This window comes from Bacillus sp. FJAT-52991 (assembly GCF_037201805.1).
Classification (GTDB): Bacteria; Bacillota; Bacilli; order Bacillales; family Domibacillaceae; genus Bacillus_CE; species Bacillus_CE kandeliae.
Genome location: NZ_CP147404.1, coordinates 2909583 through 2926426 on the forward strand (window position 1 = coordinate 2909583; position 16844 = coordinate 2926426).

Here is a 16844-nt window from a genome sequence, read left to right on the forward strand (position 1 = left end):
TATTCTACCGTCTAATGAAGCATTTAAATGCGAACCATCCCTACTTAGATATCCTAATTGCTGCTTTACTTAATAAAAAAATGTCGGCCCACTGCTAGGGCTAACATTAAAAATTAATTTTATTTTTGATAGTTTGTGATCATTTTTTATCAAATATTTTTTAATAAATATATAAATCTACCTCGAATTCTGCACCGATATCACTCGCAAAATTTATAAAGCTACTATCTAGAGCAATAGCAGGCTGTTCATCTTCCTCAACGTTAATAACAACAAGAAATAAATAATCTAAATCATATGTTGTTTTTAGCTCTTTTAAAATATTTTTCTTATTTTGAAGAATATTTATGAGCTTACTTAATTGACACATTATATCAAAAGAGTGTTCGTAGTCAGTATGAATCCACCAATTCGTATCTTTTCTTTTGATGGGTGCTTTCGGAACTTCTTCCTCTTTTATCCAATACCCATGAGGCTCAATACCGAGTCTCTGTGTAACAACATTAGGGTCAAAAATATCACCAATTATAACAAATTCAGCATTAACATTTGTCGCCATTATTGTTTACTCCTTTTTTGGTATGTCTAGACGCAGGTCAATATTACCATTTGTGAGGATTATCAAAAGAAAAGTATTACTGATCTATTTAACTAACCTGTTAACTGTTTTGCTAATTACTTTGCAAACTTAACCACACGTTTTCAAACCTTCTTTGTTTTAAATCATCTCTTGTTATCACGAAATAGATAATGCCTTCATCTCCCCAGACCATATCTGTGCTTTCTTCATCTGATTCTATTTGAAATAAAAGTACTAAATCTTCAATAGAAATATTACAGTCAGACTTGTCCTCTTGTATTAAAGGCAAAACCTCATTAAACACTTCTAATTGAACAGCTTTAGGATGCCCAAGAATTTGATGTTTTAAATTTACAGTATCCCAATAATCTTCGACAAAATATAGATAACTATCCTTAACTTTATCTTCCCACCCTAGAGATGTTATTTCAGCACTATCTAAATCAGCAAATGATATCTCTTTTTCTTCTATTAACAAAGCAGTGTTAAATATCTGCTCATTCTGTTGAGAAAGTCTTCTTCTAGACAACTGATTCAAATCACCTTCATAGTATAGAACTTTTCAATATGATTTATCAGATATGTCAATGCCGGATACGTGAGTCTCGTAATCATAAAAGAAATATAAGAAACCTTCTTTTGGTAAAAGGTTTTCTTGATCGTACTGTGATGCTTGCTTACAATTAATTTGAGCGATAAACGATAATCTTTCCCCATTATGTTCAGGGTAATCAAATATAGAAGGTAAGTCTGCTTCCCCTCCTAACTTTGAAGAGCCTATTGATATATTTTTCTCACCAATTGATTCAGCAACTAACTTAATACAAGATTTAGTATATTTTAATATATTATTTTCAAAGCCTATTAACTCGTATTTTTTTAACAATTTATTAACTGTATCATTCAACTTTTATCTCTCCAATACATTATTTCATTGTATCTTCGTCAAACCGCGTATCATAGGTGTAGGAAACCAAAGTTGTGCCCGATACGTTCGTCAGTTTAGTTACTGTTGTATGTATAGTGGTTCTGTCCGCTCCTTGTCATCGTATTTGAATGTCGCCACTACCATTGTACCAGTATTTATTTCTTCTCCTTGCTCTAGTTCCAATAGATTCTAAATAAGCTGGCTCCGGCATAGTACCGGAGCCAGCTACCACCCATTTTCAAAGTAGAATTAAAACATAGTATTTCATAGAAAAGCTCAGAATAATTATCTATTCATACAATTTGCGGAAATTCAACCTTGCTTACCCTTTAATACTTTTAAAGCTTCCTTGAAAAAGTCAATTTCATCACATAGATCTTCAATTCTATTTTTCACTTTTTTAATATACTTTTGTTTCATTTCAATAGGAATTTTGTTTACGGGTGATTCTAATAACATTAAAGATTGTCTACTGATTTCAAAATTGCAACTAAATAATAGATCCGCTAATTGTTCAATATGATTTGAACAATTAAAGTATCCAAGAGAGTAAACTATTGTCCCTCTCGCGCCCTCAGTTTTGGGATCTTTCAAGAGATCAACCAAAGGTTCCACAGCTTTATCACATCCAATATCTGCCAAATATATAGCGATAGCATTTCTCAAATTATTATTATCGGTTGCTGTGAGGTGTTGAATTAAAAATTCCACAGCTTCAACGTTTTTATTCTTGCCTAGTGTCTCAATAATTTCAATTGCTTCATTAATATTATTATTATTTATATGTTCTTCAAGTAGTGTCAGTTGCATATGCTAGCTCCTTTATTTATTTTACTTTTGGTTTGCCAGTGCTAACCCAATATTCGTACGCCTCTCGCGCCTCTCTGGCATTATCAATATCATTTCCTCCAAACTCTCGTTTACCTCGTCTATGCCACCAATTTTGGAAGCTTTTATCGTTATAACCGTACCACTTATCCCTATTTTTTTCTTTCCGCCTCTAAATTCTTTACCTTTTTTCTTGCTCTTCCCACCAAAAAATTGTAAATTTAATTTTAATTGTTTTTTAGATTTCTTTTTGGCCTTCTTTTTCTTTTTTCCTTTAGCTTTTTTTGCAGCATATTTAGCTCCTTTTTTTGCAACATACTTAATAACATAACGTCCACCTACATAGACAAGCACTGCTACATAAGGATTTTCTCCATCTGGATCATCTAACATCACTGGGTTGTTTTGAACATAAACGTACGGATGCTGACTTAAAGGATCATTCACTTCTCCTGGCTGTGGGTCAATAGTGAGAAAAATCCCTTCTTTCGGCTCGTAGTATCGTGCCAAGAGATAATATAACCCTGTCTCATTATCATGTCGGTAAGAAGCATAGCGATAAGGATTTACGTCTGCCATCGCACCACTTTTTGAGAGAATGTTCCCCCATGCATCGTACGTATAAGAAGCTACAGTATTTCCAGATGCATCGGTTAATGCTACAACGTCTTTATGTTCATTAAGAACATAGTAATAGGTTTTTCCATCTCTCGTCATTGTCAATGGACGACCGGAGTCATCATAAATATATTTAGCCACCGTCTGACCGGAAAGAGTGCCGATTTCTTTCAGATTATCATAGATGTATTTGTACTGCCTGTCTGTCTGTTTCTCATTTGCATCATAAATGTAGCCCTAGTGTCGGCTGGTTGTTTGCATTATGAACAAAGGATTTCATTGTTGCTTTTCAAAGAAAAAAGCCCGCTCAAAGGCGGACTTATGAACTTGATTCTAAAAAAATCTTATACTAGAGATTAGTAATTCAGCAACTCAACCAGCGTTAATATGAAATTCACTTCCCTCGATTTTCAACAGTTCTTCATTTAATTTTTTAATAAAATTTTCTTTGCAGATCAATACTACATTAAATGAAGTTGGAGGAATAAGAACATCACCATAATCCCTTTCTTTTTTCCATTCTTGAATCGTGTGATTTAGCACCTCTAAAAAAATAGAAAGGTCATCTTCTTGATCTCTGAGCAAGCTTTCAGCGTTTCTGATAATTAAAAGAAAGCCTTTCTTTTCAGGGACCCAAGGGAACCAGCTCAAATCATTTATGCAGTCATTAAGACTATCCCAACCATCTGAAAAATAAAGTGGCAGATCCAGCTGTGTTCTACATTCTTTGAACAGATTTCTTTTGTTTACGCATTGGTTTCCATCAATTTTAATGATATTTAGCTCTTTTTCCATTTCTTCTATACAGAGTACGCTATCAAATTCATTGATGAACTCTTCTGATACAATATGAAACTTAGAATTCCGAGGCGAAAAAAATTCTGCTGAAGTCAATTGAATCTCTCCTTTAAGTTATTTTATTCTTATAAAAGACTTATAGTGATTTTTCGTATAATAAACTTTTCCATCGGAACCACGAACAATTCTTTGCTTCCCCCTCTTTTTCCCTTTCCCCCAACTTTTTGCCGTCGGATAAATATCATGCTCGGTATAACGTGCATTTCTCGGTAACTTTTTGTTTCTATTGGAGTAAGTACCTCCTTTGTATCCTTTAAGAGGTTTTCCATTATTTTTGGCAACTTTGTTATTAACCTTATACGCATTTCTATTTACATACAACTTTCCTTTAACTTTTTTTAACGTTGACTTTGAGGCTTTCTTTACTGCAGTCTTGGCCACTTTCTTTATAACGTAACGTCCGCCTATTGAGACTACTATTACAATAACAGGATGTTCTCCATCTGGATCATCCAACATTACTGAATTATTTTGAACATACATGTAAAAATGTTGGCTGACAGGTTGTTCATTTTCACCAGGATCTGGATCAATAGATAAAAATAACCCTTCTTTTGGAGCATAGTACCGAGCAATTAGATAATATAATTCAGATTCATTGTCAAAGCGGTAAGAAGCATATCTATATGGATTTAAGTCTGCCATTGGGCCATTTTTGGACAGAATATTTCCCCAAGCATCATACTTATAAGTGGCTACAAAATTACCAGACGCATCAGTTAACGCCGTTACATCTTTATGCTTGTTAAGTACATAATAGTAAGTTTGACCATTCCTTGTCATTGTCAATGGACGACCATAATCGTCATAGCTGTATTCCGCTATAATTGAACCCGAATCATTAGTTTCAAACAGCACTTGATCTTTATCTTCGTAATGATAATTGATCGTCTGACCGTTGACTGTCTTGCTGATACGGCGGCTTTCTTCATCATAAGTATATTTCGCTACCGTCTGACCGCTGAGTGTCTGTATTTCTACCAGCTCATTCAGTTTATTATACACATACTTATATTTACTATCCTGTGTCCGGTTGCCGTTTGCATCATAACTGTAGGTATTGGAACCTGCTGTCTTCAATTGGTTATTTGCGTTATACGAAAGGGCATCCCTATTAATGGAAGTATATAAAAAATTCTATTTAAAGGGAAAAGAAGCTAATCATCCACTATATGTAGGATATTAGCTTCTTTTTTCTATATATTGATGAAAATCATCTTTACTCTCAAAAGACTTTACTTTTTCAGCGCCCCCTACTTGATAAAAATACTTGTAGTAATATCTTTTGTAATTGACTAAATGTTTAACATGGTTTATTTTAATGAGATGATTTTGCCATCCAAATTAAATTCTCTTGCTTCAATTAATAATACAGAGTCCCATATTTCCAATATGATATTAGCATTGGAGGAAAACTCTCTACTCCATTCTGCTTCTTCTGGTAGATGAATTTGAATGCTAGCAGAACCCTCATCTTGGTAATGAATACTGGTCAATTCTAAATAATCCACTTTTTCTCGATCATAAAAATTAAAACGGAACGGCAACCTATCTTTAACATAGTAAAATGCTGAAACGTCAATAAATCTTAATTCACAAAGTTGGACAACATTATTTTTAATCATTTCAAGCTTAAATATCACGGTATCATTTTGTAAATCAATATGGCTAGCCGTAATAACTGCACCCCAGAGAGCGTTCAATTGATCCTGTATGTCCGTTAGTTTCATTTGACAACTTCCTTTCCGTAATTAACGCTTTTTCTTAAGGGTTCTGTTTATTTCTCTATAAGACTTTCTTGAAAGATTAATATGGACCTTAGCAGGATCGTTAGTTCTGTTTCCATGCCTGTCAAAAGCACCATACCTCGTATGACTTATTTTATAATATGGTTTAGACCTACCACCAGAACCTTTATTCATTACTCTGACCGTATAATTGTGTTTTTTACCGTCAGGAATTGTAACTGTCCACCCATTCCCTTTAGCTCTTCCCAAAGTTCCGTTGTGTTTCTTAGAGACTTTTTTTGCTAATCGATAAGTTTTCGAAAACTTTCCAGCTTTATAGGCTTTATATGCTACCTTTCCACCTTTGTAAGCAGCACCTCCAATTAAAGCTGCTCCCCCAGCAACCGCCGCAGCTTTCCATCCGCCTTTTTTATAAGCTTTATAGCCAGAATAAACTGCAAACCCTGCGTTGATGACCGCCCACGCATAATTCCCGTCCGGATCAGTCATCATAACCGGATTATTATTTGCATAAGCATATCCATTCTGTGTCTTTGGATCGTCCGTGTCTCCACCTTCTGGATCCGTTGTGAGGAAAACTCCTTCTGTGGGCTGATAATAGCGTGCAATCAGATAGTATAAACCAGTCTCCTCATCATAACGATAGCCTTTGTAGCGGATTGGGTTTTCCTCTGCCATTGCACCACTTTCGGAAAGAATGTTTCCCCACGCATCGTATGAGTAAGAAGCCACGACTGTGCCGGATGTGTTCGTCAGCCCTGTAATTTCTTTCAAGCCATTATACGTATAATAATAGTTTTGCCCACCTTTAGTCATTACAAGTGGCATACCGTCTGGATCATAGACGTATTCGGCTGTGATTGTACCATTCTCATCTGTTTCAAATAGGACATTGATTCCTTGATCGTAGTGATAGTAGGTAGTCTTTCCATCCACTTTTTTACTAGTCCGACGCCCTTCGTCATCGTATGTGAAGGTGGCTACGGTGGTTCCGGCATTGGTTTTGATGGAGGTCATCTGATCGAATTTATTATACACGTATGTGTACTTATTATCTTTTGTCCGATTACCGTTAGCATCGTATGAATAGGTTTGTCCGTTTACAGATGTGAGACGGTTGTTGGCATCATAGTCGTACGTTGTGTCAGTCGTTTTTCCATCTTTGACGGTTGTTTTTGTTTTGCGATTTCCAACGGCATCGTAAGTGTATGATTCGGTTAACTGAGCAGAAGAAATAGTTTGTGATTCTAGTTGATTGGTTTTATCATACGTAAAAGACTTGTTGCCAGTTGAACTAGTCACCGAGTTTACATTTCCGTTCAGGTCATAGCCTAGGATTTCGTCCAATAAAACGGTCGTGCCTTTAGTAATTTTTAGGTTATTTGATTGTTGGGCGTCGTCATAGGTGTAGGTAGAGAATAATTTGAATCAGTTTATATAGAAGAAAAGCGATGTCATTCGTTAATGAATGATACCGCTTCAGTCTGGTAAAGGCTATAGGCCACCATCAATATAATCTATAGTCTGAGATTCTCAGCTATCGCTGGGAATTAAAATTTAATTTCTTTATTTAAAAATAACTAAACTATACTGAAACAGTGGCGGTCCATTGACTTGATTTTGATTTTACTACAATTAAATTTTCATTTTCCCATTTGAGCGTTCCTAAAAACCTTGAATACACAATTTCATTTCCAACCTCTTCAACTAATAACTGGTCAAGTATTCTGAGGCCTTTCTCATTGTAAACTTCACAGCGTAACTGAAAACCTTCAGAACGATGAATTCCTTTTAAAATGGCTAATTGTTTGCGATTAGGACTTTTCTTGGGAGTTTGACCAACTAAAAAAACAGCCTCGTAATTTTGTTTCACAATTTCTCCAAGTGCTATTTCAACAAAAGTCGAGATGGTTGATGCCGACAAACTTGAATGTTTTTGCAAAATGGGTGTGATATACTGATGAATCAACTTTGTGAACTCTTGAAATTTTTCCTCATTAGAATCTAAGTTGAAAAAAGACATATAGTCATACGGAATTGAAACTTCAATTTCTTTAAGAGCATAATCTTCATCATAAGAGAATGTTTTCTTAGGATTTGCTAGACAGTAGACAATAATGGTATCAAATTCACCTAGCTTTACGCCTAATTCGCTCAATTTTTTTGAAAAGATCAATTCAAAAATTCTCATCTTATGGACGTTATTATAATGTTTTTTGGGGCGCTGTTTCCCCCAGTCACTAAATTGAATGTTTAGCATGTAGTCACGCTCTCTTTCCTATCACCACGGAAGCGGTTTTTTATGATATCGAGATGGGAATCTACCACCAGCTTTGGCTACTCTATTTACATGTCCTTGTTCCCATTTTAAAGCTTTTTTCCTTGTCATATTTTTCTTTACAATTCGAGTATGATATGTTCCTCCAAATCTTTCAGACCATTTATTAGCTTGTCTACTCGCTCTATATGATTTTCCAGACTTAGATATTTTCCCTCCGCTGATTCCGACTTTCACTACACGCTTTTTTCCATTCACTATTTTATATATCTCGTAACCATGATTCGCTTTTTTGCTCCACCGGCTATTCCCATGGATTTTCTTTACTAATCCAATCCCTTTTCTAACTGCTTTTCCTTTTCCTCCACCGACAAATCCAAGAGTTGCTGCAGCTGCTATTCCTCCGGCACCTTTACCAGATTTATAAGCTTGATAGCCACTATAAGCCGCAAAGCCAGCATTAATCACAAGCCATGCATAGTTCCCATCCGGGTCAGTCATCATAACCGGATTATTATTTGCATAAACGTAGCCGTTCTGCGTTTTTGGATCGTCCGTGTCTCCACCTTCTGGATCTGTTGTGAGGAAAACTCCTTCTGTTGGCTGATAATAGCGTGCAATCAGATAGTATAAACCAGTCTCCTCATCATAACGATAGCCTTTGTAGCGGATTGGGTTTTCTTTTGCCATTGCACCACTTTCGGAAAGAATGTTTCCCCACGCATCGTAGGAGTAAGAAGCGACGACTGTACCGGATGCATTCGTCAGCCCCGTAATTTCTTTCAAGCTGTTATACGTATAATAATAATTTTGACCACCTTTAGTCATCACAAGCGGCATACCATCTGGATCATAGATGTATTCAGATGTGATTGTACCATTACTATCCGTTTCAAATAGGACGTTGATTCCTTGATCGTAGTGATAGTAGGTAGTCTTTCCATCAACGGTTTTACTAGTCCGACGTCCTTCGTCATCGTATGTGAAAGTGGAGACGGTGGTTCCAGCATTGGTTTTGACGGAGGTCATCTGATCGAATTTATTATACACGTATGTGTACTTATTGTCTTTTGTCCGATTGCCGTTAGCATCGTATGAATAGGTTTGTCCATTTACAGATGTTAGACGGTTATTGGCATCATAGTCGTACGTTGTGTCGGTCGTTTTTCCATCTTTGACGGTTGTTTTGGTTTTGCGATTTCCAACGGCATCGTAAGTGTATGATTCAGTTAACTGGACAGAAGAAATAATTTGTGATTCTAGTTGATTGGTTTTATCATACGCAAAAGCTTTGTTGCCAGGTGAACTAGTGACCGAGTTTACATTTCCGTTCAGGTCATAACCTAGGGTTTCGTCCAATAAAACGGTCGTACCTTTGGTAACTTTCAGCGTTTTCATTTGCTGGGCGTCATCATACGTATAGTTAGTATGAATACCGTTCACATATCGGCGCTGTTGTGGCTCGCCTGTTGGATAATATTCATATGCTCCCTGTATACCCCCATTTCGGTACCAATTTTTTAGCTGGTCTGCATCATCAAACGCAAATCTTTGAGCAAATGAGCTGCCATTTGAGGTTCCTTTAATGTCTGTTAACGTTTCCGTTGGTGAATAACTGTACTCAACAACCTGTTTACCGTTAGAAGCTGTTTTCAGCTTGTCTGCTTTATCATAGATAAACGTGGAAGTAGCATTGTTCTCTCCATTTTTCACAGCTGTTGTGTTGCCGTTTTTATCATAATCATAGTGCCATTTTAAATAACCATTGATAAAAATATCTGTTGGGCGACTGTTCGCATCATAGGCAGTTTTGACAAGCGTATTGCCATCTGGCTTTTTTTCTGTCGTCATGTTGCCGAGAGCGTCATAACCATATGTCGTAGTCTGGCCAAGTGGTTCTTTTCGAGAGATAAACTGGTTTTGGCTATTATACCCCAGTGTCGTTGTGTAACCTCTTGGGTTTTTTATAGTAGTTAAATTCCCATTATTGTCATATCCATATGAAGTCTCGCTACCTTTTTCATCGACTGCTGACTTTAGTTGTTCCTGTTCATCATAATCAAAGGATACTTTATTTCCTTTTGGATCGGTGACCTCTTTGGCATTTCCGTATTTGTCGTTGACAATAGATGTTTTCCGGCCCAGTGCATCTGCAAATTTTTTCGGATAGTTCTGCATGGCATCGTATTCATATGTTTCAGGGACACCGCTAGGTGGAGTCATGCTTTTTAAATTGCCATAAGGCTCATAATAATCAAAAGTAGTCACTTCATTCAAAGGATTAATTTCTTTAATGACATCGCCGTAAGCATTATATTCGTAAGTCATCGTGCCATCTGCATCCGTCACGGTAAGCGGCTGACTAAAGTTATTATAGGTATAAAAAACTTTATTACCTAACGGATCTGTTGTCGTTTCTACATTCCCTTTCGTATCATACGTATTAACTGTTGTGTTACCTTTTGGATCCTTTTCAGTTAATAAGTTATAATTCGCATCATAGGTGAAAGAAGAGACAAACCCCATTGGATCAGTAATGGAAGTAATAATATAGTTATCATTAAGTTTATATTTTGTTTCTTTTCCATAGGCATCAAATTCACTAGCTGTCAAATTATATATATCATATTTATAGGTAATATTTGAATCTACGTCTGAAATCGTCGGCTGTTTTACCTGTTCTAAGAAGCCAGCGTTATATAGATAATGAGTCGTCTGGTTATTGGCATCAACAATATTAATGAGTTGTCCGTCAGTATTGTAGTTATACGTAGTAGTTGAACCTGTAGTCGCATCTTTATAAATTGTAGATGTTTTCAAACGGCCAGCTGTGTCATACGTATAAGCAAACTTTTTCACACCTTCGAATGTTCCAGATTGGATGCGCCCATTTTGGTATGTTAATGTAAGTTTACGATCAGTTGCATCAGTAATACCCGTCAGTGTCCCATCTGCCTCACGCTGATACGTAATTTTGTTTTTATTTCGATCTTCTTCATAATCAATTGGATAAATTCTACCTTGTTGCTCAGGATTTTTAATGAGATCGCGGAAAACCACTCTATTCCCGTTGAAGTCCGTTAACACAAAGGCATCCGTATTAGCTTTAACTAATTTTAGATATAAACCAGCCGGAGCCTTGAAGGTTTTAGTCGTGGTGTCATACGTAAATGTATGAGCTGTTCCATCTGCATCTGTATAAAGAACATCGCCATTTGGAAATTCAGCCATCGTTTCGCTTCCAGTAAATGACCAGCCATATCCTACTGGTGAGTCTTCTACTGCTTTAGAATTATATGTTCGACTAAAAGAAAATCCAGAATTTCCTCTTCCCATTACTGAAAAATCGGTAAAATCCAATATTAGATTTCCAGTACCTAAATTCACGTATCCTTGCCCATCTGACAATGCATGTTCTGAATAAGACCAATAACTTTCTAACCCTAGACGGCTAACAGGATAATAGGTGATCGTCAACTTAGGTGAATACTGCAGTTTTCCTGAATAATCCCCCGAATAAAATTTCTTGTAGGTAGCCGAGGTTTCGTTTGTTGCCTTAAGCATCAGCCCTGAATTTTTAGAAGGGTCATCCATCCATTTTTGGATTATTTCTGGTTTGATGATCCATTTAAATAATTGAGGCTCTGTAGCTGCTGTATCTAGCGCTCCAATCGTTTGTGATGAAAGAAGAGTTGAATGAAAGTCACCGCCTTTATTTGTCCAAAGAGCACTTTGTGTTCGGCGCTGCCATGTTGCGCGATTTTCCTCCCAAGCACTGTTCATTTCATATAAACCAATACTGGATGCTGTATCATTCCACACAGAAGACAGCCGAAGATTTAGTTGGGCATTCATAATCTTTGCGCCTCTAGGCAATGTGCCAACATCAAATTGAAGAAGTGATCGAACCGTATTCTTAGACGTGCTGTGGAAGCCCGCTCCCATTTCTAAATCGGCTCCACCCGTTTGATCCGGGAATGCACTGCGGATCGTTGTATCATTTAAATCATTTTTCGGTTGGTATACTTTGACTGTCGGATCAATGATAACAGGATACACTCGTTCAGAAGAAGTTAACCACTCCATATTAGGTTTCAGTGTAATATGTAACTTATTTCCTTTTTGAATAGCTTCCATTTCAACCTGATCGCTTAAGGAACCTTCCGGCATTGGGTGCTCCATACGAGAGGTAAACCCTTCAGGAGTGGCTGAATCCATCATAAATGGTTTTTCAATGGAAAAAACTCTTTCTTTTGAAACGGAATCTAATAAATACAAGTAACCATCTTCTGTTTCTTCAAGTGTCAACCCTTTGATTTTAAATTGGAATGAATACTCTAATGGCTCTGTCTCACTAGGCTTTTCTTTTAAAATAATATCTTCTTTAATAGAACTATTGCCAATGGTATAAGCTAAATCGGTATTTGAATAGACCTCTTTATAAGTAACTTGATTGTCTTCTACTGTTGCTGGAACACTAGCTGTTGACTGCCCATTCTGATCTACACTTACAATATCTACTGATTTCCCTTGTTGCTCAATAGAGACTAAAGATTCCCCATTTTCCGATTTCGGTGCAAAAGAAGCATCGAACTCATTTTTCTTATTGTGAAAACGTCCACTATCTTTCTTTTTAAGTTGGTTATCAATTGGTTCCCATTCTTTTGTTTTTTCATCTTGGACATGGATCGGTTCCGGGGAAATCTCCATCCGGTATAAACCATCTTCCTGTATAAACGTTTGGGAGTTAGCCGTCCGCTCGTCAACGATTTCTACTTCTTTTTGAATGGAAGGGACAGTATCCCGATCCTTTTCTTTCGGTTTAGCCTGAACTGGAGTAAATGGTGGTAACAGGCTACAAAACATCATAATAGCGATAAGCAAAGAAATATACTTTTTCATCCTATCCCTCCTATTATATCAATTTAAGGAATATTATAGGTTAAGCCACTTTACAAAACAATAACAATTATCAATTAATTATTAATATTTTGATTTTTGTGATTTTAAGTGTAATAAAAGTAAATAATTCCATGAGGCTATGGAGTCAGACCCCATAGTCCTTAAGAAAAAATACTGACAGACATTAGAGGTATTGGACCATGAATGGCAAACTATGTACTTATACGATGTTTAAGCTTTCCAAATGCCTTTCCGATTGCGGATGGTCGGCTTGCAAGTGCCGTAAAGTTCAATGAAATGATCAAACTTTTTTATAAAGTGAAACTTCAATCAGTGGGGGTCTTACAGCCCGTTAATGCGGGATAAAAATGACATAACTAATCTTAAGAAGTGAATCCATTTTGAACAATCTTTTTTCAAAATGGATTCTTCTTTGTTTACCATAAAATAAGGGTTTATGGGATATTTTTGATCAAACTTTATTTCGAAGTTACAAAATACTTGAAGGTGACGCTACGTCATTTTATATACTGATTATTAGTAGCTACTTTGTAGCATGCTCAAGAAAAATGAGATTTAGAGAATTAGGAGGTTTTTAGATGGAACAGGGGGATATTGTTATTTATGGATGTGTCATTATAGGTGCAGGTATTGGACTGACACTGGATAATGCATTTCCTGGTGTACTGATAGGCTTGGGAGCAGGCTACTTACTTAAACTTTTTTTTCGTAAAGAAGAATAAAAGTGGAATGAATAAAACAGTCGTTAACGATAGGGTCTTAACGTACAGGAAGGTAGGTTTATCAGTTGATACACATTAACAAGGTTAGGGAGCTGACAGGTGTTACAGTAAGAACACTGCGTTACTACGATCAGATCGGCTTATTAAAACCAACATCAAAAACGGAAGGTGGCCATCGTTTATATACGAACGAAGAAATAAAAAAACTACAGCAGGTTCAATTTTTAAAAAAGATTGGATTTCGGTTACATGAAATTAAGGATATGCTCTCTTCCTGTCAGTGGGATTGGTCGGATAGTTTAAAGAGTCAATTATCTTTTGTAATAAAAGAACAGGAAAACTTAAAGAAAATAGAGCTAACCTTAAGGGAATTAATACATGGAATTGCGATAGAAGGAGAAGAAAACTCGATTGCCATTCAGAAGATCATGCAATTATCCAGTAAAGATAAAGAAATACAGCAGTATTATCGCGAATCTTTATTTAAAGACAGAGAAATAAAGCTATGGGAAAAGGTTCCCAATATGACAAGTGACAGCTCTGATTCACTCGAATGGATTGCTCTGATAGGTCAGTTAAAACGTTATATGAAGGATGGTCCAAAAGCATCCAAAGTTCAAAATATCATTAGAAGAATGGATGAAAAGCGTTTAGAAGAATTTGATGGTGAGGATGAGTTTTTAAATAAGCTGTGGGAAATACGGATGTCATCAAAGCAATCAGATAAACTGGGATTATATCCGATTGAACAGGATGTACTTGAGTTTATGAACCAGGCGTATGCATTTTTTATGACCGAAAAGAATAATCCTCAATCGGAATAAGGGGGAAAAATGGTGAGTACAGAATTACTTCTCCTGATAAGTGGCTTGGCTTTATTGGATATGCTAAGCCCTGCCACAATAGGGGTAACAGTGTATCTACTTTTAACAGATAATAGGACACTTATCAAACGTTTATTGGTTTATTTATTGACAGTAGCAGCATTTTATTTTGTTGTTGGAGTTTCACTCATGTTAGGATTAGGTTTTTTGCTTGAGATTATTTCTGGCATATTTCAAAATCGAATCATAAGCTGGCTAGTCTTTATTATTGGAGCGATATTATTCATCGCAAGTTTTTATGTTCCAACAAAGAAAAACTCAGGCCTACCTACACCAAAATCAAAAAGCATACTTTCAATGGTTGCTCTGGGATTCACTACTTCATTAATTGAAGTAGGTACAGCATTTCCTTATTTTGCAGCAATCGGCATAATGACTACTTCTAATCTATCATGGATGGAATGGTCTGCTATTTTAGCTGGATACAATTTTATCATGGTGTTGCCTTCCCTCTTGTTGCTTCTACTCTATCTCCTGTTTGGTCGATCGATACAAAAGCCTCTTCAGAAGCTTCGGGTGAAAATCGCTAATAATACAGGATCGGCTCTTTCGTGGATAATGTGTATTGTTGGACTCATTCTGATTTTTAATAGCCTGGATTATTTATAGGGTGTTTGACCAAAGTATAGGCAGTAAATAATCAAACTTTATTTCAAAGCTACACCTAGACATTTACGCGGACGACTATTCATTAGATGGAGCGCCTGATTGAGCTCTTCATCTGAAACCTTATTAAAATCAGCGTCTTTCGGGAAGAACTTACGTAGAAGACCGGGGAGTGACAGGCACCTACTCCCACCCCCATTCTTTCACAAATTCCTCGACTTCTTCTGTGATGATTTTGGTCATGAAATAAGTGAGTGAGGTTGGTCGTTGAATCTGTACTGATGGGATAATCATTAATTTCTGGTGATTTAATTCTTCCTTCACCATCGATAAAGGCAAGTACGAGAGGCCCAGGCCTTGTTCAATCAGCCGTTTAGTGACATCCATTTGTGTGACAGGCAAGGTGCGAACGGATGGAGCAATTTGTCTAACTGCAGGCAATAATTCCTCCCAATAAGTAGGGTGATTATCTATTAATAAGCGATACATTTGTAGCGCCTCTGCTTCTGTCATCGAACACCGATCTGAATCGTAAGGAGCCACTAGAACAACAGGGTCTTGGTGAATCACCTTATAGTGAATGCCTGCTTCCCACGGTTCCATTCGTGATAAACCAATATCCGCTTGTCCGCTTCTCACTTTCTTGCCGATGTCAAACGAACGAACGACATCGATGACCACTTCAATTTCTGGATGTGTCTCCATAAAACGACTTAAGATCGGAGGCAAAATCGATGCCGCGATTTGGGGAGCAACTGCTATTTTTAATATCCGATGAACCCCTTTTTTCCACGCTTCCATTTCCTCGATTCCTTCATTGTATGTTGTCATCAACTTCTTAGCAATTGGCAAAAATTTAGCTCCGGCCGCTGTCAAAGCTACATGCTTGCCAACACGATCAAATAATTTCACATCAAGGTGCTGCTCCAACCGCTTCACATGCTTACTTACAGCAGGCTGAGTAAGAAACAGTTCATCTGACGCTTGACGAAAGTTTTCATGCTTGGCGGCACTTAAAAACGTACGTACCCATTTTATCTCCACACTGATCCCTGCTTTCTCTTTAATAACACTTCGTTATCAATCAATCTATTTTTTATTTATTTTCATTATATACCAAATCGTGTATTCTTCATTTAACGACAACATAAGGAGGAAATAAAATGGATACGACAAAAGAACAGGTAATGAACCGATTCAATGAGCACGCGGCTGTTTATGATGAACAAAGGAAAAAATTAATTCCTTGCTTCGATGATTTCTATTCAATTCCGATTTCACTAATAGAAAGTGGCAAGAAAGATCCCAGCGTCTTAGATATTGGAGCAGGCACAGGATTATTTTCCGCCTTTTTGAAAGAGAAGTTCCCTCAAGCTCAATTGACATTGATTGATCTTTCAGAAAAGATGTTAGAGATCGCCAAAAAACGTTTTAATCATGAAGAAATCCGTTACGTGACTGCGGATTACACGAAATACCAGTTCGAAGAGCAAACATTCGATATCATCATTTCCTCTTTATCGATTCACCATCTATCAGATGAAGAAAAAAGAAAGCTATATCAAAATGTGTACAAATGGCTTAATCCAGGTGGAATTTTCATCAATGCCGATCAAGTACTTGGCCATACTCCATTTATCGACTCGTTATACAAACAAGATTGGCAGCAAAAAATTGCGGCGAGCGGATTGACGAAGCAACAACTAGAAACCGCTCATGAGCGCACTAAGCTAGATCGAATGTCCACTTTGCAACAGCAACTTGATTGGTTAACAGAAAGCGGCTTTCACGACGTCGATTGCGTCTATAAATATTTTAACTTTGTCGTGTTGTTTGGGAGAAAGTAATTCCCCAAGAAGTGAATGGGCACC

General features: G+C 36.8%; 14 protein-coding genes and 1 pseudogene. 4 read left to right on the forward strand and 11 right to left on the reverse strand.

Translation table 11 applies throughout. The features are described from left to right. Nucleotides 1-160: 160 nt before the first annotated feature. The 10 genes and pseudogenes from WDJ61_RS15010 to WDJ61_RS15055 form a co-directional block, all read right to left on the reverse strand. Nucleotides 161-559: a DUF4279 domain-containing protein gene (locus tag WDJ61_RS15010; protein ID WP_338751111.1), complete on the reverse strand. Its 399-nt coding sequence runs from the start codon at nucleotides 557-559 to the stop codon at nucleotides 161-163. 112 nt (nucleotides 560-671) lie between these two features. Beyond that, nucleotides 672-1487 (reverse strand): annotated as a pseudogene (locus WDJ61_RS15015) (YwqG family protein). A gap of 333 nt (nucleotides 1488-1820) precedes the next feature. Then, nucleotides 1821-2318 (reverse strand): HEAT repeat domain-containing protein, encoded by a 498-nt coding sequence (locus WDJ61_RS15020; RefSeq protein WP_338751113.1) that lies wholly within the window; start codon nucleotides 2316-2318, stop codon nucleotides 1821-1823. A 21-nt stretch (nucleotides 2319-2339) separates the two neighbouring features. After that, complete coding sequence (locus WDJ61_RS15025) at nucleotides 2340-3095, reverse strand: RHS repeat-associated core domain-containing protein (protein ID WP_338751115.1); 756 nt, start codon at nucleotides 3093-3095, stop codon at nucleotides 2340-2342. Nucleotides 3096-3326: 231 nt separating this feature from the next. Then, nucleotides 3327-3848, reverse strand: coding sequence for a barstar family protein (locus WDJ61_RS15030; RefSeq protein ID WP_338751117.1), 522 nt, complete (start codon nucleotides 3846-3848; stop codon nucleotides 3327-3329). Nucleotides 3849-3866: 18 nt separating this feature from the next. After that, nucleotides 3867-4892, reverse strand: a complete 1026-nt coding sequence (locus WDJ61_RS15035; RefSeq protein ID WP_338751119.1) for an RHS repeat-associated core domain-containing protein — start codon at nucleotides 4890-4892, stop codon at nucleotides 3867-3869. A gap of 233 nt (nucleotides 4893-5125) precedes the next feature. Next, nucleotides 5126-5542: a hypothetical protein gene (locus tag WDJ61_RS15040; RefSeq protein WP_338751120.1), complete on the reverse strand. Its 417-nt coding sequence runs from the start codon at nucleotides 5540-5542 to the stop codon at nucleotides 5126-5128. Nucleotides 5543-5563: 21 nt separating this feature from the next. Beyond that, on the reverse strand, nucleotides 5564-6907 hold the full coding sequence (locus WDJ61_RS15045; RefSeq protein ID WP_338751122.1) for an RHS repeat-associated core domain-containing protein: 1344 nt from the start codon (nucleotides 6905-6907) through the stop codon (nucleotides 5564-5566). Between the two features lie 238 nt (nucleotides 6908-7145). Further along, the gene (locus tag WDJ61_RS15050) at nucleotides 7146-7820 is read right to left on the reverse strand and encodes a hypothetical protein (protein ID WP_338751124.1); all 675 of its coding nucleotides are present in this window, start codon (nucleotides 7818-7820) and stop codon (nucleotides 7146-7148) included. A 21-nt stretch (nucleotides 7821-7841) separates the two neighbouring features. Beyond that, nucleotides 7842-12740, reverse strand: a complete 4899-nt coding sequence (locus WDJ61_RS15055; RefSeq protein WP_338751127.1) for a DNRLRE domain-containing protein — start codon at nucleotides 12738-12740, stop codon at nucleotides 7842-7844. Nucleotides 12741-13339: 599 nt separating this feature from the next. Here WDJ61_RS15055 and WDJ61_RS15065 point away from each other — a divergent pair. The 3 genes from WDJ61_RS15065 to WDJ61_RS15075 all read left to right on the forward strand — a co-directional run bounded on the left by WDJ61_RS15065 (nucleotide 13340) and on the right by WDJ61_RS15075 (nucleotide 14976). Beyond that, a complete protein-coding gene (locus WDJ61_RS15065) occupies nucleotides 13340-13483 on the forward strand; it encodes a hypothetical protein (protein ID WP_338751129.1) in 144 nt (47 codons plus the stop codon). 65 nt (nucleotides 13484-13548) lie between these two features. Then, nucleotides 13549-14307 carry a MerR family transcriptional regulator gene (locus WDJ61_RS15070; RefSeq protein ID WP_338751131.1) on the forward strand — a complete coding sequence of 253 codons (759 nt, stop codon included), beginning with the start codon at nucleotides 13549-13551 and terminating at the stop codon, nucleotides 14305-14307. Nucleotides 14308-14316: 9 nt separating this feature from the next. Then, a complete protein-coding gene (locus tag WDJ61_RS15075) occupies nucleotides 14317-14976 on the forward strand; it encodes a GAP family protein (RefSeq protein ID WP_338751133.1) in 660 nt (219 codons plus the stop codon). A 180-nt stretch (nucleotides 14977-15156) separates the two neighbouring features. Here WDJ61_RS15075 and WDJ61_RS15085 read toward each other — a convergent pair whose 3' ends face one another. Next, complete coding sequence (locus WDJ61_RS15085; RefSeq protein WP_338751134.1) at nucleotides 15157-16017, reverse strand: LysR family transcriptional regulator; 861 nt, start codon at nucleotides 16015-16017, stop codon at nucleotides 15157-15159. A 119-nt stretch (nucleotides 16018-16136) separates the two neighbouring features. Between WDJ61_RS15085 and WDJ61_RS15090 the strand changes: the two genes are divergently transcribed. Continuing rightward, nucleotides 16137-16820, forward strand: coding sequence for a class I SAM-dependent methyltransferase (locus WDJ61_RS15090; RefSeq protein WP_338751136.1), 684 nt, complete (start codon nucleotides 16137-16139; stop codon nucleotides 16818-16820). Nucleotides 16821-16844 lie beyond the last annotated feature (24 nt).